We start from the raw sequence: 26,157 nt of genomic DNA on the forward strand, positions 1-26,157 counted from the left end.
CTCATCCAGGCCTCATCCGCGCGTCACCCCGCCATGGAGGAACACAGTCATGCAGTACCGCACCTTGGGCCGCACCGGTGTGCAGGTCAGCTCCCTCGCACTCGGCGCGATGAACTTCGGCAAGATCGGGCGCACCACCCAGGACGAGGCCACCGCCCTCGTCGACGCCGCCCTCGAGGGCGGGATCAACCTCATCGACACCGCGGACATGTACAGCGACGGCGAGTCGGAGGAGATGGTCGGCAAAGCCATCGCCGGCCGCCGCGACGACATCGTGCTGGCCACGAAGGCGAGCATGCCGATGGGCGACGAGCGCAACCACCAGGGCGGTTCGCGCCGCTGGCTGGTCACGGAGCTGGACAACAGCCTGCGCCGCCTCGGCGTCGACCACGTCGATCTCTACCAGATCCACCGGTGGGACCCGACCACCAGCGACGAGGAGACGCTGTCGGCCCTGACCGACCTGCAACGCGCGGGAAAGATCCGCTACTTCGGTTCCTCGACCTTCCCGGCGCACCGCATCGTGCAGGCCCAGTGGGCCGCCCGCGAGCATCACTTGAGCCGCTACGTCACCGAACAGCCCAGCTACTCGATCCTGCAGCGCGGGATCGAGACCCACGTCCTGCCCGTCACCGAGGAGTACGGGCTCGGTGTGCTGGCGTGGAGCCCGCTGGCCTCGGGCTGGCTGTCGGGCGCCATCCGCGAGGGCCGGGAGATCACCACCAGCCGCTCGAAGTTCATGCCGCAGCGCTTCGACACCACCATCCCCGCCAACCGGGCCAGGCTCGACGCGGTCGAGCAGCTGGCCAAGGTCGCCGACGAGGCAGGCCTCACGCTGATCCAGCTCGCGCTCGGATTCGTGACCGCGCACCCCGCCGTGACCAGCGCGATCATCGGCCCCCGCACCGTGGATCACCTGCACTCGCAGTTCGCCGCGGCGGACACCGTGCTCTCCGCCGACGTACTCGACGCCATCGACGCGATCGTCGCCCCCGGTGTCGACCTGGCCGCGCACGAGAAGTACGACACTCCGCCCGCCCTGCTCGACCCGTCGCTGCGGCGCCGCTGAGCGTCCGAGGAACGGTCCCCACATCCTCGAAAGGAGCACCGACTCCATGCCGCCCACACCCCGACCCCGTTTCGGGATCATGACCGCCCCCATGCAGGTCGACTACCAGGACATCCTGCGCGTCTGGCACGAGGCGGACACCATCCCGGAGATCGAGCACGCGTGGCTGTTCGATCACCTCATGCCGATCGGCGGCGACCCGGACGGACCGGCCCACGAAGGCTGGACGCTGCTCTCGGCCCTCGCCGCCCACACCCGACGACTTCGGCTCGGCCTGCTGGTGACCAGCAACCGGATCCGGCCGCCCGCGCTGCTGGCCAAGATCGCCACGACCGTCGACATCGTCTCCGAAGGGCGGCTCGACTTCGGCATCGGCGTCGGCTCACGCCCCAGCCCTCCGCAGGCCCGCCGCGAGTACCCGGCACACGGTCTGCCCTTCCTGGACACCCCGCAGGCTGTGGAGAGCCTCGCCGAAGCCTGCACGGTGATCCGTCGGCTGTGGACCGAGGAGAAACCCTTCGTCTTCCACGGCACCCACCACCAGCTCACCGGTGCGTTCGGCAACCCCAAGCCCGTCCAGCGCCCCCACCCGCCGATCCTCATAGGCGGACGCTCGTCGGCGACGCTCCGCATAGTCGCCGAGCACGCCGACCTGTGGAACATCCCCGGCGGCGACATCGACGACGTAAGAAACCGCAGCGCACTGCTCGACCGCTACTGCGCCGAGATCGGCCGCGACCCCGCCTCGATCACCCGCTCGATCCACCTGGCCGTCTCCTACGACCGGCCCGGCGTCACCCGACAGGCGATCGGCGAAGCGATCGACGCCGGCTTCGGGCACATCGTCCTCGGACTGTCGGCGCCCTACCCCGCCGATGTCGCACGGTGGGTCGCCGACGAGCTCATCAGCACGTCGGGGTGACGCAATGACCTTCCCGTCGGGACTTCGGGCCGATCCGTCACCGCCAGTGCTCCCGCCCCGACGTGGTCACCGCCAGCACCCCCACCGCCACGGCGGAGATGAGCAGCGGAACACCCAGACCGTGGTCGAGCACCAGCCACGCGCCGAGCAGCGCGCCCGCGAGCATCGCGACGACCGCGGCGACGCGGCGTGGGGAGTGGGTGCCCTTGCCGCCGGCCAAGCGGGAGTCGGAGGCGATGCCGGTCAGCGTCATCGTCAGGACGGTGGTCGTCAGATCGGGCACGCCCAGCTTGCGTACGGTCGCGTTGCGCAGCCCCATGGCGAGGGCGGTGAGGGCGATGATCGCGTACGTCGTGCCGGTCGCGTCCGGGGCCGCGAAGGCCACCACCGACGCCGCGCCCACCAGCACCGCCTCGGCGGCGAGCGTCACCCGGGCCCAGGTGCGGCGCGATCCGCCGCCGAGCCACCTCGCGACGCGTCCTCCGATCACCGCACCCGCCAGGAAGCAGCCCAGTGACGCCGCCGTGTGGGACACCGAGAAACCCGGCGCCCCGGCGGCGGCGAAGCCGAGCACGACCACGTTGCCGGTCATGTTGGCGGTGAAGACGTGGTGGAGCCCCAGATAGCTCACCGCGTCGATCAGCCCGCTGACCACGGTCAGTACAAGGAGCACGACGACCAAGGGGAGGCCGCGGGCCTCGGGGTCGCGTGCTTCGGGGTCGTGGGTCCCCCGCTCGGGTGGCTCGGTGCTCACCGGTCCAGTGGACCATGTGCGCCCTCGTCCGGCCGGGCGCGGGTACACGGAAGCGGCGGCCCCGGGAATCGGGGCCGCCGCTTTCACATGCTTGCTGGGGTGGCTCAGTACCAGCCGTTGGCCTGCCAGAAGTTCCAGGCGCCGACCGGGCTGCCGTAGCGGTCGTTCATGTAGTTGAGACCCCACTTGATCTGGGTCGCGGGGTTGGTCTTCCAGTCGGAGCCGGCGGAAGCCATCTTCGAGCCGGGCAGGGCCTGGACCAGGCCGTAGGCGCCGGACGAGGAGTTGGTGGCGTTGACGTCCCAGCCGCTCTCGTGCTCGACGATCTTGCTGAACGCGTTGAACTGCGCGGCGTCCGGGATCACCTTGTGCGCGATCGTCTTCGCGGAGGAGGCCGAGGCGGTCGTCGCAGCCTGCGCCGGAGCGGCGGTCAGCACCATGCCGGTCGTGGCGGCGGCCAGGGCGACGGCGGTGAGGGCCTTCTTCGGGGAAGCGATGCGACGGATGACGGAGACGGACACGGAGAACCTTTTTCTTCGGGGACAAGGAGTCGTCGTACGCATGCCGGAGCCACGAGGTACGTGGTGGGGAATGCGTGGGCGCCGCGAACCCGGGTGGGCTCGTGGCGCCTGGCGACTGCTCCAGAGAAACAGGCTCAGGGTCCGTCCGCAATGACCCCTTTTACTAGTGGTGGTCGCATGCGAGTAGAAAGTGCCTTGTGTGATCTGGCTCTCAAACCCCAGGTCAGAGGGGTTGCGGGCGCGTACATGTCATCAATTTCGGCTACTACCGCGCTTCGTATGTGACCAAGGTCCTGTGGGACGGCTCACCCCGCGTGTGACGGACGGCGTACGCATGTGTACGGGGTGCGGCCGGGCGGTGTGACGGGCGCCGCAGATCAACTGGGTTCGAACGTGACCGGGGTCTCGAAAGCGGCCCGCCGGGTGGCCCGGCGCAGCGCCTTGAGGAGGGTCGCGCCGAGCGTGAGGGTCAGCACGACGGTGACGACGGCCCGGCCCAGGTCCCAGCCGAGCGAGGTGGCCAGGCAGTACGCGACGAAGCGGGCCAGGTTGGCGGGGAGGGTGCTCCCCGGGTCGAAGGCGACGTTCGAGGCCTGGGCGTCCATGAAGGGCCAGCCCGCGAGGTTCATGACGGTGCCGTATGCGAAGGCCGCGAGGAACCCATACGCGGCGAGCATGGCCAGCTCCCCGCGCCCGCGCAGCCGGTCAGGGCCCGGCAGCAGCCCGGCGCCCATCGTGAACCAGCCCATGGCCAGCATCTGGAACGGCATCCAGGGCCCCACGCCACCCGTGAGCAGCGCCGACGCGAACATCGTCACGGAGCCGAGCACGAACCCGAACCCCGGCCCCAGCACCCGCCCGCTCAGCACCATCAGGAAGAACATCGGCTCGATCCCGGCGGTCCCGGCCCCGATCGGCCGCAGCGCGGCGCCGGTGGCGGCCAGCACGCCGAGCATCGCCACGGCCTTCGGACCGAGACCGGACTCCGAGATCGTCGCGGTGACGACTCCTACGAGGAGGACGAGGAGGCCCGCGAAGAGCCACGGCGCGTCCTGTGCGTGCGCGCTGACCTGGGAGGACGGGTCGGCGAAGAGGGGCCAGGTGAAACCGGCGAGGCCGGTGGCGCCGGCGAGGGCCAGGGCGAGGAGGGAGCGGGGGCCGAGGCGGATGGCGCGGGCCTGGCGCTGGGGTCGGCGGGTGGTCATGAGAGCGCCTCCCTGATCTGGGCGACGGTCAGCCACGGCTGCGGGGCCAGGATCTTCGTGACCTGCGGGGCGAAGGACGGGGACGCGACGACCACCTCGGCGGTGGGGCCGTCGGCGACGACCTCGCCGTCCGCGAGGATCACCACACGGTGGGCGAGCTCGGCGGCGAGCTCCACGTCGTGGGTGGCCAGGATGATCGCGTGCCCCTCGGCGGCCAGCGTGCGCAGAAGAGCGACCAGGCGGGCCTTGGCCGCGTAGTCGAGGCCGCGGGTCGGCTCGTCCAGGAGCAGCAGCGGGGGGCGGGCCGTCAGCACGACGGCCAGCGCCAGCGCCAGCCGCTGGCCCTCCGACAGGTCACGGGGGTGCGTGCCGTCCCCGATGCCCGGCAGCAGCTCGGACACCAGCGCCCGGCAGGTACCGGGCCCGGCGCCCGCGTCGGCGTCGGCCGCCGCGCACTCGGCGGCCACCGTGTCCGCGTACAGCAGATCCCGCGGTTCCTGCGGTACGAGGCCCACGCGGCGTACGAGGTCCCGCGGGGCGGCACGATGCGGGACCACCCCGCCGACCCGCACGGATCCGCCCGCCGGCTCGACCAGCCCGACCAGCGCACCGAGCAGCGTGGATTTCCCGGCGCCGTTCCGTCCCATCAGCGCGATGGTCTCGCCGGGGGCGGCGGTGAGATCGACGCGGCGGAGCACCTCGAGGCGGCCGCGGCGGACGGTTAGGGCCTCGACCGCGGCTGGGTGCTGGGGTGCTGGGGCTTCCGAGGTGTGCTTGCGCAGGAAACGGGCACGGCGGGGTGGCCCGGCGACGGGGGCGGGTGTGGGTGTGGGTGTGGATACGCGTACGGGTGGGGGAGCCGGCGTCGCGAGCCGCTCCCGTAGCGCGCCCGCCCTGCGTCGGGCGTCGCGGACCGTCAGGGGTAGGGGGGACCAGTCGGCCAGGCGGCCCAGGGCTACTACCGGTGGGTATACCGGGGAGACCGCCATCACCTCGGACGGGGGGCCGAGGAGTGGGGCGGCGCCGGGGGAGGGGAGGAGGACGACCTGGTCGGCGTACTGGATGACGCGTTCCAGGCGGTGTTCGGCGAGGAGGACCGTGGTGCCGAGGTCGTGGACGAGGCGTTGGAGGACGGCGAGGACCTCCTCGGCGGCGGCGGGGTCGAGGGCCGACGTGGGTTCGTCGAGGACCAGGACCTTCGGGTGCGGGGTCAGTACCGAGCCGATGGCGACGCGCTGCTGCTGGCCGCCGGAGAGCGTCGCGATCGGGCGGTCGCGGAGGTCGGCGAGGCCGAGGAGGTCCAGGGTCTCCTCCACGCGGCGGCGCATCACGTCCGGCGCCAGGCCCAACGACTCCATGCCGTACGCGAGTTCGTCCTCGACCGTGTCCGTGACGAAGTGGGACAGCGGGTCCTGGCCCACCGTCCCTACGACATCGGCGAGTTCACGGGGCTTGTGCGTGCGAGTGTCCCGGCCCGCGACCGTCACCCGGCCGCGCAGAGTGCCTCCGGTGAAGTGGGGGACGAGACCGCTGACCGCGCCGAGGATCGTCGACTTGCCGACCCCCGACGGGCCGACCAGCAGCACGAGTTCACCCTCGGGGACCTCGAAGTCCACGCCCTGGACGGTGGGTTCGGCCACCCCGTCGTACGTCACGGAGACATCCTCGAAGCGGATCATGAGGGTTGCTTCCTGGGAGTCGGAGTCGGAGTGGGAGTTCGGGCGGGAGCCGGGGTGACGAAGGCGGGCAGCAGGCCCAGCAGGATCGCCGCCGCCGGCCGGAGCGGGAGGGTGGGGGCCACCAGGGGTACGACGCCCGGGCGCAGCGCCGACGGGTCGTACGAGGCGGACACGATCAGCAGAGCGGCGACGGCGATCCCCGAACCCGCGACCAGCCAGGCCCGTACGCCCCACGCGTCCGGCCGGTACCGCGTCCGCAGCGAACGACGGCCGCCCAGCCACAGGCCGCCGAGCGCCGCGGCCAGCCCGGCGAGCAGCACGGGCAGGCCGTACGTCCCGCCTTCGGCGGTCAGCAGTCCGTACGTTCCCGCGCAGACGCCGAGCAGGCCGCCCAGCGTCAGGGCGGCCGTGGTGCGGCGGACGGCGGGCGGTACCTCGGCCGTCCTGCCGTACCCGCGCGCGTCCATCGCCGCCGCCAGTGCGACCGAGCGTTCCAACGCGCCCTCCAGGACCGGGAGTCCGACGTGCAGGAGGCCCCGCAGGCCCCGGTCGGCGCGGCCCCGCAGACGGCGGGCGGCGCGCAGCCGCTGGGCGTCCGCGATCAGGTTCGGCGCGAAGGTCAGCGCGACGACTACGGCTACGCCCGCCTCGTACAGCGCGCCCGGCAGCGACTTCAGCAGCCGCGCCGGGTTGGCGAGGGCGTTCGCCGCGCCTACGCAGATGAGGAGCGTGGCCAGTTTCAGGCCGTCGTACAGCGCGAAGACCAGGCCTTCGGCGGTGACCCGGCCGCCGATCCGGATGCCTTGGGCCCAGTGGGGGAGGGGGACTTCGGGGAGGGTGACGATGACGTGCGTGCCGGGGATGGGGGAGCCGAGGACGATGGCGAAGGCGAGGCGGATGCCGAGGACGGCTATGCCGAGCTTGACGAAGGCGCCGTAGGAGCGGGCCCAGGGGGCCTCGCTTCTCCTTGCCGCCACTACGTATCCGGCTACGCCGATGAGGAGGGTGAGGAGGAGTGGGTTCGTGGTGCGGGTGGCGGCTGTTCCGAGGCCTAGTGCCCAGATCCACCAGGCGACGGGGTGGACGGCGTTGGTGCGGGTCGCCTTCGGCGTGAGGTTACGGCGCCGGAGGCGGGCCCCGGTTTTGGCGGCACCCGGCGTTGGTGGCTGTGCCCACCCGTCCCGCCCTGCGGGACGATTGCCCACAGCGGTAGCAGCAGACGTGCTCCCCCGCCAGGCGAGCCGTTTGCCGGTGTTTTCGTCCTTGCCCGTTGTCATCGTCGGCTCAGTTTCGGCGGCGTCGGGACTGCCAGATTGCCGCTCCGCCCAGTGCTGCGACGGCTGCTGCTCCGGCCAGGAGGCCGAGTGACGGGCCGCCCTGGTCAGTCGGTTTGGGCTTGGCGGTGGTGGAGATCTGGTCGGCGCAGCCCGTTGACGGGTAGCCCGCGATGGCGCACAGGAGGGCGTTGGTGTCGTAGCGGAGGGGTTTCGCGACGGAGGCGAGGGCTTCGGCGGAGGTGGCGTCGGAGGGGACGCGGGCGCAGGCCGTACGCGGGGACGGTGGGGTCTCGCCGGACGGCGCGTCGGTGGGCGTACCGAAGTCGATGACGAGGGCCACGCGCTTCTTGCCCTGCTGGGCGGGCGACTTGGCGCAGATGGAGGCGAAGTCCGTGCCGCCGCGGGGCTTCGACGCCTGCTGCGAGTCCTCGCTCACCGCGAAGCGGAAACCCTGGACGTCGCCGTCGGACGGCCGCGCGGTCGACGGCCCCTGCGTCGCGTACGTCCACCGGCCGCCGGTGAGGTCCCAGAAGGACCAGTAGCGGTAGCCGACGGCCTGGGCCTGCTCCGCCGTCCCGAGCAGGAGGAGGAGAACGGCGAGGACCAGGGCAGGCGTACCGCGTCGGCTCACAGCTGCTGCCTCTTGTTGCGGCCGCTGATCAGGAAGCCGACGCCGATACCGGCGACGAGACCGACGCCGACGATCCACCAGACGCCGGGCCCGTCGCTGTCGCTCTCCTCGTCGGCGCTGGGGGCAGTCGATTCCTCGGTCGACTTGGCGGCCGCCTGCGGCGCCGGACCCGTCGCGCCCAGCTGCTCGACGAGGTCCCGGCCGCCGAAGTCGCGCGGATCGAAGCCGCTCGCCTGCGCGGCGAGGATCAGCTGCGCGTACGCGGCCGGTCCGCTCTGCGCGGCCCACTGCGCGGAGTTGCTCTCCAGCCAGCGCACCGAGTCGGCCGCCTTGTCGCCGTGGCCGGCGGTGGTGAGCGCCACGACCGCGTCCGCGGTGTTGCCGAAGTCGGGCTGGTCCTCGGAGCCGGCCAGCGCCGACGTGAGGTACTTGTCCTTGGCGAGGGCTGCGACGAGGTACGCGGCGCCGTTCTGCGCGGTCTGCTCGGGGTCGACACCGGTGGTGGTCTTGCACGAGGCGCCGTCCCCGGCCGGCTTCACGGCTTCGCCGGCGAAGCCCTTGCCGAGCGAGCCGGTCACGGCCGCCGCGGTCGCGTCGGTGTTCGCCGCGAGCTTCCCCTTCTTGTCCGGCTGGTAGGCGAAGGCGCCGCCGCCGTCCGCGTCGCAGGCGATCGACAGCTCCGCCAGGGCGTCGTACGGAGACTCGCCACCCTTCGACGTCACGGCCAAGGGCTTCTCGCCCGTCGCGGCCAGCGCCCCGATCACCACGGACGTGGAGTTCGCGTCGCTCGCCCCGCCCGCGACGTATCCCCACCCGCCGTCCGTGTTCTGCACGGACTTCAGCCAGGCGACGGCCTTGCCCGTCTCGGAGTCGTGCCCGCCGAGGGCGGCGAGGGCCTGAACGGCGGCCGCCGTGTTGTTGGTGTCGACCATCGTCTTGGCGTCGCACTTGGCGGTGGCGTCGGCGCGGTACGGAGCGAACCCTCCGTCCGCGCACTGCTGTCCGGTCAGCCAGTCGACGGCCTTGGCCGCGGGCTTCACCCCCACGGTGTGCTGGGCGAGCAGCGCCAGCGACTGGCGCCAGACGCCGTCGTAGGTGGGGTCGGTGGAGCCGTACAGACCGGACGGGAAGGCCTGGGAAGGGGAGGCGGAAGGGGACGCGTCGTCGGCCAGGGCGGCCGGCGCGACGGCCGTACCGATCACGGCGGTGGCGGCCGATACCGCGGCCAACACCGCGGCACGTACCGCGACGTGTGCCCTGCCGTGTGCCGTGGCGTGTACCGCGGCGCTGCGGCGAACAAACATGACTCTCCCCTGTGGGGGATCCGGGCAGCACCGGGCACGCTGGAGTATCCGGGCGGCTCCGGCCCCGTATGCCTCGACGGTGCCTGCCACCGGCGGACTGCCGATGGCGCGAGCCGGTCACGTCCCGGACGTGGCGATCCGGCTCACCACCTGTCCAAGCCGTTCAGGCTGCTCAAGTGGCTCACGGTTGCGGGTCAGCGCCGGATTTGCACCGGCTTCCCCCCGTACGGGTGTGATGACGACGCGTTCACTCTACCGGCCCATGGGAGAGCCGCTGAGGGCCGCCTGTGAGCCCCGGGTAGGTTCGGGCCATGAGGACGACGGGGAGACTGCTCGGCTCGGGACGCACGGCGGACGTCTACGAGATAGACGCCGCGTGGGTACTGCGGCGGGACCGCGAGGGGTGGGGCGACGCCACCGCCGAGGCCGCGGTGATGGAACACGTACGAGGTCACGGTTTTCCGGTGCCGGGTGTGCGGCTTGCGACCCGTACCGACCTGGTGATGGAGCGGCTGTCCGGGCCGACCATGCTGGAGGCGTTCGGAGTGGGGCTGCTCGGCCCCCGGGAGGCCGGTGTCATCCTCGCCGGGCTGCTGCGCGCGCTGCACGCCGTGCCCGCCCGGCTCTCCGCCGACCCCGCCGTGCGCGTCCTGCACCTGGACCTTCACCCCGACAACGTGATGCTCACCCCCGAGGGCCCGAAGGTCATCGACTGGGCCAACACCGAGGAGGGCCCGCCCGGACTCGACTGGGGCATGTCCGCCGTGATCCTCGCCCAGGTCGCCGTCGGCGGCGAACTCCACGCAGAGGTGGCTCGTGAAGCGCTGGCCGCGATGCTCGGGGACGGCACACCCGGCGTGACCGACGCCGGCCTCGCGGAGGCGAGGCGGCGACGGGCGGCCAATCCGACGATGAGCGAGGCGGAGGTCCAAGTCCTGGGGGATGCCGAGGAGTTGATCCGCGGGCTGCTGCCGCCCCAGGTGCTCAGGCCTTGAGCCGGTCCTTGAACCGGCCCTTGAATCAGTCCTTGAAGTAGTGGGCTTCCTCAAGGTCCGCGATGAGCCCGGGCTGTACGGGCTGCCATCCCAGCTGCTTCCGTGTCAGGGCGCTCGACGCGGGGACGTCCAGCGCCAGGATGGCTCCGAGCCAGCCGAAGTGGTCCGCCGTCTCCTCGCGGGAGACGGCGGTCACCGGCAGTTTCAGCTGCTGTCCGACGATGTCGGCGATGTGGCGGACGGGTACGCCTTCCTCGCCGACCCCGTGCAGTCGTGCGCCCGCGGGCGCCGCTTCCAGAGCCAGCCGGAACAGGTGCGCGGCGTCGAGCCGGTGCACGGCGGGCCAGCGGTTGGAACCGTCGCCCGGGTAGGCCGAAACACCCTTGGCCCGGGCGATGTCGATGATCATCGGGACGAAACCGTGATCACCTTCGCCGTGCACCGTTGGCGGGAGCCGCACCGCCGAGACGCGCACACCGCGCTCGGCGAACGGCAGCGCCGTCTGCTCCGAGACCCGGGGCACCACGGTCGCCTCGGGCACACCGTCCTCCTCCGTCACGAGACGGCCGGGTGCGAACGCGGTCCCGGAGGCGACGACGAAGGGCCGGCCTGTTCCAGTGAGCGCCTCACCGAGCGTCTCGATGGCCCGCTGATCCGTCCGGGCGGCGTTCGCGAAGTCGGTGAAGTCGTGGACGAACGCGGTGTGGATCACCCCGTCCGCCGCCACCGCTCCGGCCCGCAGGCTGTCGAGGTCACCGAGGGCGCCGCGGTGCACCTCGGCCCCGGCGGCAGTCAGTGACGCGGCGGACTCGTCCGAGCGGGCGAGGCCGAGTACCTGATGCCCGGCGTCGATGAGCTCGCGGACGACGGCGCTGCCGATGAATCCGGTCGCGCCGGTGACGAACACGCGCATGGTGCGCTCCTTACGGCATGCCACTTATGGCTTGCGAGTCATGGCTTGCGGCTTGTGGCTTGCGGGTTATGGCTTGCGGTTTATGTCCTGGACTCTGCGCGTGCCGAGGGTTCCGCGTCCAAGGCCTGTTCCGCATGAGGCGATACGAACCAGGCATCACCCCAGTTCAGAGCGCATGCAAGGGTCTGACCGGTGAATGGAGGCGGATACCATCCGGGTATGACCGACTCGTCGCAGTCTCCGCCGGACCTCGATCTGCGGCTGGTGCGGTACTTCACCGTCGTCGCCGAGCACCTGCACTTCGGCCGTGCCGCCGAGGTCCTCCACATCAATCAGCCGTCCCTGAGCCGGCAGATCCGCCGCTTGGAGCAGCAGTTGGGCGCCCGGCTTCTCGACCGCACCTCGCAGGGCAGCGGGCTCACCGAGGCCGGGGAAGTCTTCCTGCCCCGGGCCAAGGCGCTGCTGCGGTCCGCCGCCCAGGCCGCGGCCCACACCCGTGCGGCCGCCGAGCCCAGCCGGATCACCATCGGGTACACGATGGGCATCATCGTCACCCCGGCGGTGCGCGCACTGCGGCGCCGGCACCGGGACGCCGACGTACAGGCCCTGCACGTGGCGTGGAACGAACGGCGCGGGTGCCTGCTCGATCGCCGAGTGGACGCGCTGGTGACCCGACTGCCGTTTCCGACCGACCAGTTGAACGTGACGGTCCTCTACGACGAGCCCCGAGGGTTGCTCATGCCCGTCGGACACCGCCTGGCAGGCAAGGAGTCCGTCACCCTCGACGACATCGCCGACGAACCCCTCCTCCGGGTGCCCGACGCGGACTGGAACGCCTTCTGGCGCATCGACCCCCGGCCCGACGGAAGCCGGGCACCCGACGGACCCCTCGTCGAGGACTTCGAGAACAAGCTCGAACTCGTCGCCGACGGCCAGGCCATGACCATCATCCCGGCCGCCGCCGCGGGCGGCCACCGCCCCGACCTCACCATGGTCCCCCTGCACGGCGTCGAGCCGAGCCACGTCGTACTGGCGACCCGCGCCGACGACCGCAGCCGCCTCGTGGCGGACTTCCGCACGTGCGCCCAGAGCCAACTCGACGGCCCGAGCGGGGGTCTCGACCACTGACTTCGGTCAGGACCGGCTCGTACGCCACCTCACGGCACGCGTACCGGGATCGTCGATGCCGCCGGCTGGCACAGGACGAGGGCCAGGTCGTCGGTGAGGGTGGTGCCGGTGTGGGCGGTCAGGCGGGTGTAGAGGGTGTGGAGGGCCTCTTGGGGGAGGGGTTCACGCAGGGCCAGGGCGGCTTCGCCCAGGACGGGGAAGGGGGTGCCTTCCGGGTCGCGGGCCTCGGTCAGGCCGTCGGTGTACAGGAGAAGGCGGTCGCCGGGCTGGAGGCGTACGCGGTACTGGCGGGGCTCCGGGCGCAGGCCCAACGGCGGTGTGGGGACCAGGGGTTCGAGGAACTCGACGCGGTGGCCGGAGCGCAGGGGCGGCGGGTGGCCGCAGTTGACGAGGCGAACCTCGCCGGGCGCGAACTCGGCGAACACGGCGGTGACGAAGTCCTCGGGGCCCAGTTCCGGGGTGAGGCGCGCGTCCAGGGCGCCGACCAGGGCGGTCAGGGTGGGCGCGGTGTAGGCGAGTTCACGGAAGCCCGCGATCGTCTCGGCGGTCAGCCGGACGGCGTCGAGGCCGTGACCGCGTACGTCACCGACGAGGACGCGCAGTCCGTACGGTGTCACCGCGACGTCGTACAGATCGCCGCCGACGGTCGACTCGCGGGCGGCGCAGTGGTACCGGGTGTGCACCTGAGTGCCGTCGAGGGTGCGGGAGATGGGCCGCAGGATCGCCTCCTGGGTGATCCGGGCCACCTCCCGGGTCTGGGCCAGCGTCATGGTGAGACGCTCGCGCTGCCGGGCCGCGTACACGGTGAGGGCGCAGCCGAGCAGCAGTCCGCTCCACTGCACGCCGAAATCGAAACCCGGCACCGAACCGTCACCGATCCCCATCGCCAGGCCCAGCGCCGCCGACCAGCAGCAGACCACCACGGTGTGCCGCACCCCGAAACTGACGCACGCGAGCAGCGGGCCGATCAGCAGCAGCGTGATGAGCGGCGGCACCCGGGAGACGAGCAGATCAGGCACGGCGATCAGCAGACAGGCGATCAGCGGGGCGGGCAGCAGCCACCGGGCCCGCCACTCCGCCGCGAGCGGCACCGACAGCCGTCGCCGCGCCCGGTTCTTGAAGCCCGGCGCCTGGTTCTTGAAGTCCGACGCCCGGTTCTCGACGCCAAGCCAGGTCGGCAGCCGACGCCGCGCCCGTCTCTCGATGCCCAGCTGGGCCGGCAGCCGACGCCGCGCCGTTCTCTCAATACCCGGCTGGGCCGGCAGCCGTCGCGCCGGCCTCGTGGCGTCCCCGGGCCAACTCTCGTCGCCCCCACCGCCTTCACCGCCTCCGCCCGTGGCGGCCATCCGTTCCTCAGCTCCCTCTCGCCCGTCGCTCACTCGCCCGACAATCACCGAATATCGCCCTCCCCCACCTCACCAACAGGGAGTTGATCGCATCTCGTCGAAAGGTGCCCGGAAGTGATGGGGCTCTGTCGCCTTTCTGTCCGAGTTGTCGGACAGTGGCAACGCGTGAGCATCGCCGGGTCAGACTGGTCGGTGTGTCCGACGAGACGAGCGCGGGGCGAAAGCGGGTTCAGTCCGGGGCGAGCGGGAGCGGTGGTCGTCCGGGAGGCCCCGGCCGTCCTGGCAATCTGCTTCCGGAGACGCGGAGTTTCGTCGGGCGAGGTGAGGAACTCGCCTGGCTGGACGGGGAGTTGGAACCCGGAGTCGGTATCGGTCGGCTTGTGAGCCTCGTCGGGGTCGGCGGGGTCGGCAAGACACGGCTCGCGGCACGGGCCGCCGCCCGGGTCCGGGACGCCTACCCCGACGGCGTATGGCTGGTGGAGCTCTCCGCACTGCACACCGCGGGGCTGGTGGGCCTGGCCGTCGTGGAGGCGCTGCGGCTCGCGGACCAGTCGACGGGACCGGTCACCGAGGTGGTGGCCGAATGGGCCAAGGGCAAGCGGCTGCTGCTGATCCTCGACTCCTGCGAACACGTGCTCGCGGACTGCGTGGCGCTCGCCGAGACTCTGCTGCCGGTCCTGCCGGGGCTGCGCATCCTCGTCACCAGCCGGGAGCAGCTCGGCCTGCCGGGCGAGCGCGTCCTGCACGTGGATCCGCTGCCCGTCGCCGACGACGCGGTGGCCCTGTTCGCCGAACGCGCGGCCGCCGCCACCGGATTCGCCCTCGACGACACCAACCGCCCCGCGGTGGAAGCCGTCTGCCGCCACCTCGACGGCATCCCGCTCGCCATCGAACTCGCGGCCGTCCGCCTCTCGGAACTCACCCTGGCCGAACTGCACGGCCGCCTCGGCGAACACCTCCCCTCCCGGCTCGACCTGCTCACCTCCCCGCAGGCCGCGGGACCCCCGCGCCACCACACCCTCCGTACGGCCATCGGCTGGAGCCACGAGCTGTGCGCACCGCTGGAACGGCTGCTCTGGGCCCGCCTCTCGGTGTTCGCGGACGGCTTCTGCCTGAACGCCGCCGAGGAGGTCTGCGCGGGCGGCCCGCTGCCCGCCGGGCGGATCGCGGAACTGCTCGCCCGGCTCGTCGAGCAGTCCATCGTGCGACGCCACCGCACCGACCCCGCCCGCTTCCAGTTCCTCGACACCGTAAGGGAGTTCGGCGCGGACTGGCTGCGCGCCCTCGGCGAGGAGAAGGACGTACGCCTGCGCCACCGTGACCACTACCGGCACCTGGCCCGCGAGGGCTGCGCCGAGTGGAACACCGGACGCCAGGCGGCCTGGTGCGAGCGCGTCCTCACCGAACACGCCAACTTCCGCGCCGCCATGGACTGCGCGCTCACCGAACCCGACAGCCGAGTCGCCCTCGCCATGGCGGCCGACGCCGGTTTCCTCTGGCGGCACTGCGGCTATCTGCGCGACGCCCAGCACTGCCTGGACCTGGTGCTCGCCACCGACCCGGCCCCCGGACCCGATCGCACCCGCGCCCTGTGGGCACGCGGCGCGGTCGCGTTGCTCCAGGGCGACCTGGAGGTCGCGGCCGCCTGGGCGCAGCGGTGTACGGAGGCCGCCGAGGCGCAGGGCGATCCGGTGGCGGTGGTGGCCGCGGCGTACGTCGAGGGCGGCCAACTGGCCCTGAGCGGACGGCTGCCCGAGGCGATCGACCTGCTGTGCCGCACTGCCCGGCTGCCCGTCCGGGAGGACGCGTACGGCGCCGCACAGCTCCAGGTCCGCGTGGCGCTCTCCTTCGCACACATGCTGCGCGGCGACCACGGCAGGGCGCGTGTGGTGGCCGAGGAGGTGCACGAGGCAAGCGTGAAGTGCGGTGAGTCGTGGGCGGGCGCCTTCGCCGACGGCATCGTCGCCCAGGCGGACCTGGCCCAAGGTGACGTCCGCGCGGCGGTCGCCAACGCCCGCACCGCCCTGGCCGGACACACCCTGATGCACAACACGGTCGGCGCGGCCATGGCCCTCGACGTCCTCGCCGCCGCGGTCGTCGCGGCCGGCGACGGCCACCGGGCCGCCCGCCTCCTCGGCATCGGCGAACGCGTCTGGGAACTCACCGGCCGCGCCCAGATGGACTCACCCGACCTCATCGCCACCCGCCGCTCCCACGAACTCCGCGTCCGCGACGAGATCGGCGACCTGGCTTATGAGAAGGCGTACGAGGAGGGGCACACCATGCCGTACGAGGAGGGCCTCGACTACGCGGCCCACGGTCGCTGACGGGCCGGGACGGGGCCGGTGCCGCGGCCCGCGAAGGCCGGTGCCGGCCCACGAAGGCCGGTGGCTACGGCGACGTACGACACCGGTGGCTACACGGCGACGTACGTCACCGGATCGCTCCCCGTCACCGCCTCCGCCCGCCCCAGTTTCACCAGCCGCCGCACATGGGCCTCGGCCTCCGACACCGCGATGTTCCGCGATCCGTAGGGGATCTGCTCCCAGGGCCGGTTCCATTCCATCCGCTCGGCGAGCTGCCAGGGGGTGAGGGGGGCCGAGAGGAGGGTGAGGAGGCCGGTGAGGCGGTCCTCGTGGTGGGTGAGCAACTCCCCTACGCGGGAAGGGGCGTCGGCGAACGCGTGCTGGTGGGCCGGGAGTACCTCCGCGGGGGCGAGACGGCCGACGCGCTCCAACGAGTCGAGGTAGTCGCCGAGCGGGTCGGTGACGGTGGCGTCGTCCGGATCCTCGTACAGGCCGATGTGCGGGGTGATCTCCGGGAGCAGGTGATCGCCGGAGAACAGGCGCCCGTTGCCCGGGAGTTGGGCGGGGTGGGTCTCCTCCAGGTGGAGGCAGACATGGCCGGGGGTGTGGCCGGGGGTCCAGATCGCGCGGAGGCGGCGGCCGGGCAGTTCGAGGAGTTCGCCGGGGACGATCTCGCGGTCGGGGAGCGCGGGGGAGAAGCCGGGGAAGGTACTGGAGCGGGCGCCGCGCAGGGGTGCCACGTGTTCCTCGGGCGCACCCGCCGCCGTCAGCTTCGCCGTCATGTACGCGAACCACCGCTCGGGCCGGTTCTCCCGCGTCCGCCGTACGATCGAGGCGTCCGCGGCGTGCATCGCGAGCCACGCCCCGGAAGCCTCCCGCACCTTGCCCGACAGGCCGTGGTGGTCGGGGTGGTGGTGGGTGATGACCACGCCGTGGACCTCGGCGACCGAGGTGCCGCAGGCGGTGAGCCCCTCCGCGAGGGTGTCCCAGGAGGTGGGGTCGTCCCAGCCGGTGTCGATCAGGACCGCGCCGCGGTCGGTGTCGACGACGTACACCAGCGTGTGGCCGAGGGGGTTGTCGGGGATGGGGACCTCGATGGACCGTACGCCCCCACCGTGGTCGGTCACCTTCGTCATGGGCTCCCCTGTCGCCGGTTCCGGCCACTATAACTAGAACCAGTTCCAATGGGAGCCCAAGTCACCTGACAGGTGCGGGCAATGGGTCAGGCGCTGTCGTTGACCGCGTTGATGACCGCCACCGCGTTGGCGTCGTGGGTGGAGGAGAAGAGGTCGTCGTCGAGGCGCTCATCCGTGGTGGCGTCGGACTCGTAGTGGCTGTTGGCGCCGACGATCTGCGGATTGGAACTCAGTGCGCCGATGAACATCGGGCCACCGCTGGCGCCCTTGCCCATGTCGCAGTCCATCTTCAGTCGGTCGTCCAGGGGGTTCAGCGACGAGGCGTCCTCGGTGTTGCCGAAGCAGTACATCATCTGCTCGCCGTCCATGTCGGTGCGGTTGTAGCCCTCGCCCGGGTAGCCGACGGTGAACGCTTCGTCGTAGTCGGTGACGGAGCCGAACTGGTAGCCCAGCGCGCCGATGTTGTCCTGGATGTTGCCGTACGTGTCGCTCGGGGACAGCACCACGGCGGCCATGTCGGACTCCTCGCTGTCGCCCTCCTCCAGCCATTCGGTGGGCGCGTATTCCCGGTCCGCGACCCAGACGCCCCACGGCTCCTGGCCGTCCTTGTAGCCCGGGATGAACTGGAAGTTGCTGAACCAGCCCGCGTCCCCGCTGCCGTCGCCCAGGTGGACGCAGTGGGCCGCGGTCCAGACGGTGTTCGCGGTATCCGAAACGATCACCGACGCGGAGCAGGCGCCCGGGCTGCCGTCGGGTTCGGTGTAGAAGAGCTTGCCCACGACGACGTTGGGGATGGAGGTGGAGGCCGGGACGTCCTGGGCGACAGCGGTGTCGGCGGCCGCTGCCGCCTGGGTGGAGACGCTGGAGGAGACGGTGGAGAGGGTGGACGATGCGGCTCCGGCGGTGGGCTGGACCGCGTCGGCGGAGGCGGTGACATGCCCGGCGTCGGCCACGGACCTGTCTGCGAGGGCCCGCTCGCTCTTACCGTTCCCGGCGGGGACTGAGGGCAGCCGCTCAGGGGCGGCGAGTGCTCTCTTCATCCTCTCGGGGGTCCAGTAGGCCAGGACCTCCTCGGGCGACTTGGTCTCGATGTCGACGCCGACGCCGGACGGGGTCGCCGCCGGGACTGCCGCCGAGGCCGGGGCGACCAGGCCTGCCAGCAGTACGGCGGTACAGGCCGCGGTGGTGGTCAGGAGCTTGAGTTTCATCTGCCTTGTCCTCTATTCATGACGCGCGCATGACACATCGACGCGGCATGAATGGCGCGTGATGGATGGCGCTGGTGGATGTGGGGTGATGCGCGATGGGTGATGCGCGATGGGTGCTCAACCCACCGTGGGATGACTGGAGTTGCCGATTACCAGCAGTCCGGGTCGAACAGAACCTTCAGGCCTTCGCACGGGTACACGGTCGGCATGTCGGCGGGTTCCGCGTACTGGACGATGGCCCGCTGCCAGCCGGTCCGGATCTCCGCGGTGCTCATCTTCGAGGTGTCGGGCAGCTGCTCCCCGTGCTCTGTGAGCGTCTTGCCCCAGTCGCGGATCATCTCGTCCCGGGTGGCGGGCGTCGCCGTCTGGCTGGACACCCCGGGGTGCTGCGCCTCTCCGTTCGCCGAAACGGCCCATCCGGCACCGCAGACGGTGAGTGCCACGACCGCCACGGCGATCGCCCACCGGCGGCCCGGCCCTCTGTTGCTCGCCATCCCCGTTTACCTCCCCTTGACTTGATCATCGTAGAGCCGGGGAGATCCGGAAGGTGTGGCGAAGTGGTGTGAGGGCCGTGGACTCCTCCGAGTGGAACTGGTATCAGTTTCCATATCTGATGAACCGTCAGGGAACGTCCCCGGAGAGGCAGTCGGCCATGACCGAGCTCGTGGAACACGGACAGCTGTTCATAGGCGGGGAGTTGACGGACCCGCTGGGCAAGGACGTCATCGAGGTGATCTCGCCGCACACGGAGGAGGTCATCGGACGCGTCCCGCACGCGTCGACGGCGGACGTCGACCGGGCCGTCGCCGTCGCACGGCAGGCCTTCGACGAGGGGCCCTGGCCGCGGATGAGCCTCGACGAGCGGGTCGAGGTGGTGAGCCGGATCAAGGACGGGATCGCCGTACGCCACGAGGAGATCGCCCGCGTCATCTCCTCCGAGAACGGCTCCCCGTACTCCTGGAGCGTCCTCGCGCAGGCCCTCGGCGCGATGATGGTGTGGGACGCGGCGATCACGGTCGCGCGCGGTTTCACGTACGAGGAGACGCGCGACGGAGTCCTCGGGAAGATCCTCGTGCGGCGGGAGCCGGTGGGCGTGGTCGCGGCCGTCGTCCCGTGGAACGTGCCGCAGTTCGTGGCCGCCGCCAAGCTGGCCCCCGCGCTCCTCGCCGGCTGCACCGTCGTACTCAAGCCGTCGCCCGAATCACCCCTGGACGCCTATCTGTTGGGGGAGATCGCGAAGGACGCCGGGCTGCCGGAGGGCGTCCTGTCGATCCTCCCGGCGGACCGCGAGGTGAGCGAGTACCTGGTCGGGCACCCCGGGATCGACAAGGTGTCCTTCACCGGGTCGGTCGACGCGGGCAGGCGCGTGATGGAGGTCGCCTCGCGCAATCTCACCCGCGTGACACTGGAGTTGGGCGGCAAGTCGGCGGCGGTGGTCCTGCCGGACGCGGACATCGCGACGTCCGTCCCCGGGATCGTCGGGGCGGCCTGGATGAACAACGGGCAGGCGTGCGTCGCCCAGACCCGCATCCTGCTGCCCCGCTCGCGCTACGACGAGTTCGCGGACGCCTTCGCCGCGGCGGCGAGCGCGCTGGTCGTCGGCGACCCGCTGGACCCGGCGACGCAGGTCGGCCCGCTGGTCGCGAAACGGCAGCAGCAGCGGAACTTCGACTACATCCGCATCGGCCAGGAGGAAGGCGCCAAGGTCCTCACCGGCGGCGGCCGTCCGCCCGGCCTCGACCGTGGCTGGTACGTCGAGCCGACCCTCTTCGGTGACGTCGACAACTCCATGCGGATCGCCCGCGAGGAGATCTTCGGCCCGGTGATCTGCCTCCTTCCCTACGGTGACGAGGGCGAGGCGCTGAAGATCGCCAACGACTCCGACTACGGGCTGAGCGGCAGCGTCTGGACGGCGGACGTCGGGCACGGCATCGAGTTCGCCCGCGGGGTCCGCACCGGCACGTACAACGTGAACACCTTCAGCCTCGACATGCTCGGCCCCTTCGGCGGCTACAAGAACTCAGGCCTTGGGCGGGAGTTCGGGCCCGAGGGCCTCAGCGAGTTCCTGGAGCACAAGATGATCCACCTGCCGGCCGGCTGGGAGGCGTAGGAATGGGCGACCGCTGGCAGATCGAGGTCGACCGCTCCCTCTGCATCGGCTCGGCCCAGTGCGTCCACCTCGCCCCGGGCTCGTTCCGGCTCGACACCGGTATGCAGTCCCACCCGGCAGAACCGGAGACCGACGCCAACGAGAAGATCCTGGAGGCGGCCGAGGGGTGCCCGGTGGAGGCGATCATGATCACGCTGCTCGGGAGCGGGGAGCCGGTGTTCCCGCCCGAGGAGTAGGGGAAGCGGCGCTGGTCTCAGCGCCGCTCGCCCGGGTCCGTCAGGTCGATCAGGCGGCAGACCGTCTCGATGTCGATCTTTACCTGGGCGATGGAGGCCCGGCCGGAGAGCCAGGTGATGAGGGCCGAGTGCCAGGTGTGCTCGATGACGCGGACGGCGGAGAGCTGGGCGGGGGTGGGGTCGTCGAGGCCCATCGCGTCCAGGATGATCACCGTGGTCATCCGGGAGACCTGGTCGACCTCGGGGCTGACGCTGCGGTCCGCGAAGGTGAGCGCGCGGACCATGGCGTCGGCGAGATGGGGCTCGCGCTGCAGGGCGCGGAAGGCCCGCATCAGGGTCTCCGCCACACGCTCGGCGGCCGTGTCCCCGGCCGGCGGCTTCTTGCGCAGGGTGCCGTGCATGTGTTCCAGCTGGTCCTGCATGGTGGCGACCAGCAGATGGACCTTCGACGGGAAGTAGCGGTAGAGGGTGCCGAGGGCCACCTGCGAGGACTCCGCGACCTCGCGCATCTGTACCGCGTCGAAGCCGCCCCGGCTGGCCAGTTGCGCGCTCGCGTGCAGGATCCTGCGGCGGCGCGCCTCCTGCCGCTCGGTGAGCGGGGGAGAGGCGGGGAGCGCGGTGGAGTGTGTGGTGGCGCGCGGGGGGTGCGGCGCGGCGGGGTGCGAGTCCGGTCGCGCGCTGTTCGTGTCCGCCTTGGCTTCCGCAGGCATGGTTCCCGTTCCGTGACATTCCGTGACATCAGCGAGAGAAGCGAGGAGTCGGCGCAGCAGGGTATTCGACCGCCGCGCGGATCGGGCGACCATGCCACCTCGTCGTGGCGTGAATCACCTGATCCACCGCTCACAGCGGCGCTACCTGCCGGTAGATTCAATGCTCCTTGAACGATCAAGTCTGAAACTTGTTCTAGATTAGCGTCCCGGCGTAATCTCGCGGGAAAGTGCAGGGAGAAGGGGGCCGAGAGTGACCGCTGAGGCCATGGAGGCGGGCCCCGGAGAGGGCGCGGCCGCCGACGGCGAACGACCGTTGCGCATCGCGCTTCTCACGTACAAGGGGAACCCGTTCTGCGGCGGCCAGGGTGTGTACGTACGACACCTCTCGCGCGAGCTCGCCCGACTCGGACACCATGTCGAGGTCATCGGCTCCCAGCCCTATCCGGTGCTCGACGAAGGCCTTCCCGCCCTGAGCCTCACCGAGCTGCCCAGCCTCGACCTGTACCGCCAGCCCGACCCCTTTCGCACCCCCAAGCGCGGTGAGTACCGGGACTGGGTCGACGCGCTGGAGGTCTCCACCATGTGGACCGGCGGCTTTCCCGAGCCGCTGACCTTCTCGCTGCGCGCCGGACGCCATCTCCGTGCCCGCCGCGGCGAGTTCGACGTCATCCACGACAACCAGACCCTCGGCTACGGGCTGTTGGGGGACGTGGGCGCTCCGCTGGTCACCACCATCCACCACCCCATCACCGTCGACCGGCAGTTGGAGCTGGACGCCGCCGAGGGCTGGAAGCGGCGCATGTCCGTTCGCCGCTGGTACGCCTTCACGCGCATGCAGAAGCGGGTCGCGCGCCGTCTGCCGTCCGTGCTCACCGTCTCCGGCACCTCACGCCAGGAGATCGTCGAACACCTCGGCGTACGCGACGAGCGCGTGCACGTCGTCCACATCGGCGCCGACACCGACCTTTTCTCGCCAGACCCCTCAGTGCCGCAGGTGCCGGGCCGGATCGTCACCACCTCCAGCGCGGACGTGCCGCTCAAGGGGCTCGTCTTCCTCGTCGAGGCGCTCGCGAAGGTGCGCACCGAGCACCCGGGCGCGCACCTCGTAGTCGTCGGCAGGCGTGCCGAGGACGGGCCCGTCGCGCAGGCCATCGAGCGGTACGGCCTCGAAGGCGCCGTCGAGTTCGTCAAGGGGATCTCCGACGCCGAACTCGTCGACCTCGTACGGTCGGCCGAGGTCGCCTGCGTGCCCTCCCTGTACGAGGGGTTCTCCCTGCCCGCCGCCGAGGCGATGGCGACGGGCACGCCGCTCGTGGCCACCACCGGCGGGGCCATCCCGGAGGTCGCGGGCCCCGACGGCGAAACCTGCCTCGCCGTGCCCCCCGGCGACTCGGGCGCACTGGCCGCCGCCCTGAGCCGCGTCCTGGGCAACCCGGAACTCCGGGCCCGCCTGGGCTCCGCCGGCCGCACGCGCGTACTGGACCGCTTCACCTGGGCCCGAGCCGCCGAGGGCACGGTCTCCCGCTACCGCGAGGCAATGACCCGCTCCGCGGGCGGGCCGGCCGACCGCTCCGCGCCCGAACCCCCCAGCCGCTCCGCGGCAGGCCCCCGCCGCTCCGCGCCCCAGACTCCCAGCCGCTCCGCGGCCTCAACAGACCCCGCCCCCGATCGCGAAAGCAGGGCCACGTGCTGACCGTCGATTTCTCCCGGTTCCCGCTCGCCCCGGGCGACCGCGTACTGGACCTCGGATGCGGTGCCGGCCGGCACGCGTTCGAGTGCTACCGGCGCGGTGCCCAGGTAGTGGCGCTGGATCAGAACGCCGAGGAGATCCGCGAGGTCGCCAAGTGGTTCGAGGCGATGAAGGAGGCGGGCGAGGCGCCGGCCGGGGCCACCGCGACGGCCATGGAGGGCGACGCCCTCGCGCTGCCGTTCCCCGACGAGTCCTTCGACGTCGTGATCATCTCCGAGGTCATGGAGCACATCCCGGACGACAAGGGCGTACTCGCGGAGATGGTCCGGGTCCTCAAGCCGGGCGGCCGCATCGCGATCACCGTGCCGCGCTACGGGCCCGAGAAGGTCTGCTGGACGCTGTCCGACGCGTACCACGAGGTCGAGGGCGGCCACATCCGCATCTACAAGGCGGACGAACTCCTCGCCAAGATCAGGGAGGCCGGGCTCAGGCCGTACGGCACCCACCACGCGCACGCCCTGCACTCCCCGTACTGGTGGCTGAAGTGCGCGTTCGGCGTCGACAACGACAAGGTGCTGCCCGTGCGGGCGTACCACAAGCTCCTGGTCTGGGACATCATGAAGAAACCGCTCGCCACCCGGGTCGCGGAGAACGCGCTGAACCCGCTGATCGGCAAGAGCTTCGTGGCGTACGCGACCAAGCCGCACCTGCCCGCCGCCTCCGCCGCGGTGGACGCTTCGTGACGACTCCCCGGACAGAACACCTCGTCCTGCCCGGGGTCCTCACCGCCGAGCAGGCTGCCGCCACGGTAAGCGGGATCCTCGCGGTGCAGCGCCCGGACGGTGCCATCCCGTGGTACCGCGGACATCACCTGGACCCCTGGGACCACACCGAGGCGGCCATGGCGCTGGACGCGGCGGGGGAGCCCGAGGCGGCGGAGCGCGCGTACGAGTGGCTCGCACGCCATCAGAACCAGGACGGCTCCTGGTACGCGGCGTACGCCGACGGGGACTTCGAGGACGTCACCGACCGCGGCCTGGAGACCAACTTCTGCGCGTACATCGCGGTCGGCGTCTGGCACCACTATCTCGCGACGGGCGACGACGCGTTCCTGGACCGGATGTGGCCGAACGTCTACGCGGCGATGGAGTTCGTCCTCCGGCTCCAGCAGCCCGGCGGGCAGATCGGCTGGAAGCGCGAGGCCGACGGCCGGGCCGTCGACGACGCGCTGCTGACCGGGAGTTCGTCGATCCACCACGCGCTGCGCTGCGCGCTCGCCATCGCCGAGCAGCGTGAAGAGCCGCAACCCGACTGGGAGTTGGCGGTGGGCGCGCTGCGGCACGCGATCCGCAGGCACCCCGAGCGGTTCCTCGACAAGGACCGCTACTCGATGGACTGGTACTACCCGGTGCTCGGCGGCGCGTTGACCGGCGCCGAGGCCAAGTCCCGTATCGAGGAGGGCTGGGACCGCTTCGTGGTCCCCGGAGTCGGCGTCCGCTGCGTGAGCCCCAACCCGTGGGTGACCGGCGGCGAATCGGCCGAACTCGCCCTGGCGCTCTGGGCCGTGGGTGAATCCGACCGCGCACTGGAGATCCTCCAGTCCATCCAGCACCTGCGCGACCCGAAGACCGGCCTGTACTGGACCGGCTACGTCTTCGAGGACCGGGCCATCTGGCCCGAGGAACTCACCAGCTGGACAGCCGGCTCGCTCCTGCTGGCCGTCGCCGCACTGGGCGGCGACGAACCCACCTGCGCCGTCTTCAGCGGCGAACGCCTCCCGACGGGCCTGGACCCCGACTGCTGCCAGTAGAGGTCCAGTTCCGCAGGTTCTCAGCGCCGGTGCATCCGGTTGGCCACGGCGTGGCCGACGAAGAGGTAGACGATGGCTGCGAGGCCGTAGCCCGCGACGACGCGAGCCCATTCCTCGTCGAACGTGAACAGGTCGCGGGACCAGCCCGCAAGCCACGCCGCCACGTCGTGAACGAACTGCACCAGATCGTTGGCGCGGTTCGCGTCCATTAGATACATGATGATCCAGAGACCGATGATCACGGCCATCGCATTCGCGACGAGCGCGATGACCGTCCCCGCCGGGTTGGAACGATTCTCAGGGGCCATGCCCTCCGGATTGCCCGCGAAGCGTGGATGAAACCCGAACGGGTTCGCTCAAGTGGCGCAATCGCGGGCCCCGGGCGACGCTGCTGGAAGAGCCGTGTTCTCCCGGGACCGGGGAGGACCGTTCCCTTCCCGGAGGACCCCGTGCCCGTACCGATACGGCGCCTCGTCGTGGCGCTCAGTCTCTGCTGCGCCCTGCTCGCCGGAGCCACCGCCTGTGGCAGTGGCTCAGCCACCCAGGACACCGCCGCGGTGGTCGCGGCCGCCACTCCGACGCCGACCACCTCGGCCGAGAAGCAGAAGTTCGCCAAGACCCGTTTCGTGGTGAACGCGGGGCTCGCGGCCGGAGCCACCTACCAGTGGATCGTGAAGCCCTGGAAGGCGGGCAAGTTCAAGAAGGGCGCCAAGGGCCGCAGGCTCGCCCTCGTCAAGGCCGGCGTCGCGGGCGCGTTCACGTACAACCGCCTCAAGGCCGCGACCAAGAACGCCCAGGGCGACCCGACGCTCGCGAAGGCCGTCGCCCCGCTCGCGGCGGGCATCGCCGCGCTCAAGGACCTGCCGTCCAAGCTCCGAAAGGGCGACTCGACGGACGCGGTCGTCGGCTCCTTCGACGACATCATCAACGACGTGAAGGACGCCGGGAAGAGCGCGGGCGCCGAGGTGACGGACCAGGTACCGTCGGCGTCCCAGCTGACCGGCGGCTAGGGCCTGTCCGGCGGATCAGGCTGGAGGAAACCAACGGCGCCCTGTAAGTCGAGGTGAGCGGGGTGTGGTGCGTGCAGCTGCAAGGCGGAGGAGGGCGACGACGCGGAGCGTCGGCAACCGACGACAACGCCGCAGATGTGCGTGCCACACCCCGCGTCTCCGGCATGATCCGCCGGACAGGCCCTAGTGTCCGTCCG

Annotated in this window: 25 protein-coding genes and 1 riboswitch; of the genes, 11 read left to right on the forward strand and 14 right to left on the reverse strand. The window is 71.4% G+C overall.

Annotated elements, in window-relative coordinates:
* Positions 1-49: 49 nt before the first annotated feature.
* On the forward strand, positions 50-1,069 hold the full coding sequence (locus OG266_RS31455) for an aldo/keto reductase (RefSeq protein ID WP_371549765.1): 1,020 nt from the start codon (positions 50-52) through the stop codon (positions 1,067-1,069).
* 46 nt (positions 1,070-1,115) lie between these two features.
* On the forward strand, positions 1,116-1,991 hold the full coding sequence (locus OG266_RS31460) for an LLM class flavin-dependent oxidoreductase (RefSeq protein WP_371549767.1): 876 nt from the start codon (positions 1,116-1,118) through the stop codon (positions 1,989-1,991).
* 37 nt (positions 1,992-2,028) lie between these two features.
* Here the strand turns inward: OG266_RS31460 and OG266_RS31465 are convergent, their stop codons facing one another.
* From OG266_RS31465 to OG266_RS31495, 7 genes are all read right to left on the reverse strand, one after another.
* Positions 2,029-2,745, reverse strand: coding sequence for a YoaK family protein (locus OG266_RS31465; RefSeq protein WP_371549769.1), 717 nt, complete (start codon positions 2,743-2,745; stop codon positions 2,029-2,031).
* A 104-nt stretch (positions 2,746-2,849) separates the two neighbouring features.
* The gene (locus tag OG266_RS31470) at positions 2,850-3,266 is read right to left on the reverse strand and encodes a transglycosylase SLT domain-containing protein (RefSeq protein ID WP_371549771.1); all 417 of its coding nucleotides are present in this window, start codon (positions 3,264-3,266) and stop codon (positions 2,850-2,852) included.
* 377 nt (positions 3,267-3,643) lie between these two features.
* Entirely contained in the window at positions 3,644-4,471 is an 828-nt protein-coding gene (locus OG266_RS31475) for an ECF transporter S component (protein ID WP_266463522.1), read from the reverse strand.
* Complete coding sequence (locus tag OG266_RS31480; protein WP_371549773.1) at positions 4,468-6,150, reverse strand: ABC transporter ATP-binding protein; 1,683 nt, start codon at positions 6,148-6,150, stop codon at positions 4,468-4,470. The genes OG266_RS31475 and OG266_RS31480 overlap by 4 nt, the downstream gene beginning before the upstream one ends.
* A complete protein-coding gene (locus tag OG266_RS31485; protein ID WP_371549775.1) occupies positions 6,147-7,427 on the reverse strand; it encodes a CbiQ family ECF transporter T component in 1,281 nt (426 codons plus the stop codon). Before OG266_RS31485 ends, OG266_RS31480 begins: the two co-directional genes overlap by 4 nt.
* A gap of 7 nt (positions 7,428-7,434) precedes the next feature.
* Complete coding sequence (locus OG266_RS31490; protein WP_371549777.1) at positions 7,435-8,058, reverse strand: SCO2322 family protein; 624 nt, start codon at positions 8,056-8,058, stop codon at positions 7,435-7,437.
* A complete protein-coding gene (locus OG266_RS31495) occupies positions 8,055-9,362 on the reverse strand; it encodes a prenyltransferase/squalene oxidase repeat-containing protein (RefSeq protein WP_371549779.1) in 1,308 nt (435 codons plus the stop codon). The genes OG266_RS31490 and OG266_RS31495 overlap by 4 nt, the downstream gene beginning before the upstream one ends.
* Before the next feature lie 132 nt (positions 9,363-9,494).
* Positions 9,495-9,583: riboswitch (cobalamin riboswitch) on the reverse strand.
* 90 nt (positions 9,584-9,673) lie between these two features.
* Between OG266_RS31495 and OG266_RS31500 the strand changes: the two genes are divergently transcribed.
* Positions 9,674-10,357, forward strand: coding sequence for a phosphotransferase (locus OG266_RS31500; protein ID WP_371549782.1), 684 nt, complete (start codon positions 9,674-9,676; stop codon positions 10,355-10,357).
* A 25-nt stretch (positions 10,358-10,382) separates the two neighbouring features.
* Here the strand turns inward: OG266_RS31500 and OG266_RS31505 are convergent, their stop codons facing one another.
* Positions 10,383-11,270, reverse strand: a complete 888-nt coding sequence (locus OG266_RS31505; protein ID WP_371549784.1) for an SDR family oxidoreductase — start codon at positions 11,268-11,270, stop codon at positions 10,383-10,385.
* Positions 11,271-11,489: 219 nt separating this feature from the next.
* Here OG266_RS31505 and OG266_RS31510 point away from each other — a divergent pair, with 219 nt between their 5' ends.
* On the forward strand, positions 11,490-12,398 hold the full coding sequence (locus OG266_RS31510; RefSeq protein ID WP_371549785.1) for a LysR family transcriptional regulator: 909 nt from the start codon (positions 11,490-11,492) through the stop codon (positions 12,396-12,398).
* 29 nt (positions 12,399-12,427) lie between these two features.
* On the opposite strand, the gene OG266_RS31515 is transcribed toward OG266_RS31510, so the two are convergent.
* Positions 12,428-13,744, reverse strand: coding sequence for a PP2C family protein-serine/threonine phosphatase (locus tag OG266_RS31515; protein WP_371549786.1), 1,317 nt, complete (start codon positions 13,742-13,744; stop codon positions 12,428-12,430).
* A 194-nt stretch (positions 13,745-13,938) separates the two neighbouring features.
* Between OG266_RS31515 and OG266_RS31520 the strand changes: the two genes are divergently transcribed.
* The gene (locus tag OG266_RS31520) at positions 13,939-16,071 is read left to right on the forward strand and encodes an NB-ARC domain-containing protein (RefSeq protein WP_371549788.1); all 2,133 of its coding nucleotides are present in this window, start codon (positions 13,939-13,941) and stop codon (positions 16,069-16,071) included.
* A gap of 89 nt (positions 16,072-16,160) precedes the next feature.
* Here OG266_RS31520 and OG266_RS31525 read toward each other — a convergent pair whose 3' ends face one another.
* The 3 genes from OG266_RS31525 to OG266_RS31535 form a co-directional block, all read right to left on the reverse strand.
* Positions 16,161-17,186: an MBL fold metallo-hydrolase gene (locus tag OG266_RS31525; RefSeq protein WP_371549790.1), complete on the reverse strand. Its 1,026-nt coding sequence runs from the start codon at positions 17,184-17,186 to the stop codon at positions 16,161-16,163.
* Between the two features lie 86 nt (positions 17,187-17,272).
* On the reverse strand, positions 17,273-18,394 hold the full coding sequence (locus OG266_RS31530) for a serine protease (protein WP_371549791.1): 1,122 nt from the start codon (positions 18,392-18,394) through the stop codon (positions 17,273-17,275).
* 149 nt (positions 18,395-18,543) lie between these two features.
* Positions 18,544-18,888: a hypothetical protein gene (locus OG266_RS31535; RefSeq protein WP_266463555.1), complete on the reverse strand. Its 345-nt coding sequence runs from the start codon at positions 18,886-18,888 to the stop codon at positions 18,544-18,546.
* 158 nt (positions 18,889-19,046) lie between these two features.
* Here OG266_RS31535 and OG266_RS31540 point away from each other — a divergent pair, with 158 nt between their 5' ends.
* Entirely contained in the window at positions 19,047-20,504 is a 1,458-nt protein-coding gene (locus tag OG266_RS31540; protein ID WP_371549793.1) for an aldehyde dehydrogenase, read from the forward strand.
* 2 nt (positions 20,505-20,506) lie between these two features.
* On the forward strand, positions 20,507-20,740 hold the full coding sequence (locus tag OG266_RS31545; RefSeq protein WP_266463562.1) for a ferredoxin: 234 nt from the start codon (positions 20,507-20,509) through the stop codon (positions 20,738-20,740).
* A gap of 17 nt (positions 20,741-20,757) precedes the next feature.
* On the opposite strand, the gene OG266_RS31550 is transcribed toward OG266_RS31545, so the two are convergent.
* Complete coding sequence (locus OG266_RS31550) at positions 20,758-21,450, reverse strand: TetR family transcriptional regulator (RefSeq protein ID WP_329547947.1); 693 nt, start codon at positions 21,448-21,450, stop codon at positions 20,758-20,760.
* 250 nt (positions 21,451-21,700) lie between these two features.
* On the opposite strand from OG266_RS31550, the gene OG266_RS31555 reads away from it, so the two are divergent.
* Genes OG266_RS31555 through OG266_RS31565 form a run of 3 tightly spaced genes read left to right on the forward strand, consistent with a single transcriptional unit; the run spans position 21,701 to position 24,950 of the window.
* Entirely contained in the window at positions 21,701-23,143 is a 1,443-nt protein-coding gene (locus OG266_RS31555; RefSeq protein ID WP_371549796.1) for a glycosyltransferase family 4 protein, read from the forward strand.
* A complete protein-coding gene (locus OG266_RS31560; protein ID WP_266463568.1) occupies positions 23,137-23,883 on the forward strand; it encodes a class I SAM-dependent methyltransferase in 747 nt (248 codons plus the stop codon). Before OG266_RS31555 ends, OG266_RS31560 begins: the two co-directional genes overlap by 7 nt.
* Complete coding sequence (locus OG266_RS31565; protein WP_371549797.1) at positions 23,880-24,950, forward strand: prenyltransferase; 1,071 nt, start codon at positions 23,880-23,882, stop codon at positions 24,948-24,950. Before OG266_RS31560 ends, OG266_RS31565 begins: the two co-directional genes overlap by 4 nt.
* A gap of 20 nt (positions 24,951-24,970) precedes the next feature.
* Here the strand turns inward: OG266_RS31565 and OG266_RS31570 are convergent, their stop codons facing one another.
* A complete protein-coding gene (locus OG266_RS31570; protein ID WP_266463580.1) occupies positions 24,971-25,258 on the reverse strand; it encodes a hypothetical protein in 288 nt (95 codons plus the stop codon).
* A gap of 141 nt (positions 25,259-25,399) precedes the next feature.
* On the opposite strand from OG266_RS31570, the gene OG266_RS31575 reads away from it, so the two are divergent.
* Positions 25,400-25,960 (forward strand): hypothetical protein, encoded by a 561-nt coding sequence (locus OG266_RS31575; protein WP_266463583.1) that lies wholly within the window; start codon positions 25,400-25,402, stop codon positions 25,958-25,960.
* Positions 25,961-26,157: the final 197 nt, after the last annotated feature.

The organism is Streptomyces sp. NBC_00554 (assembly GCF_041431135.1).
In the GTDB taxonomy this organism is placed as follows: Bacteria; Actinomycetota; Actinomycetes; order Streptomycetales; family Streptomycetaceae; genus Streptomyces.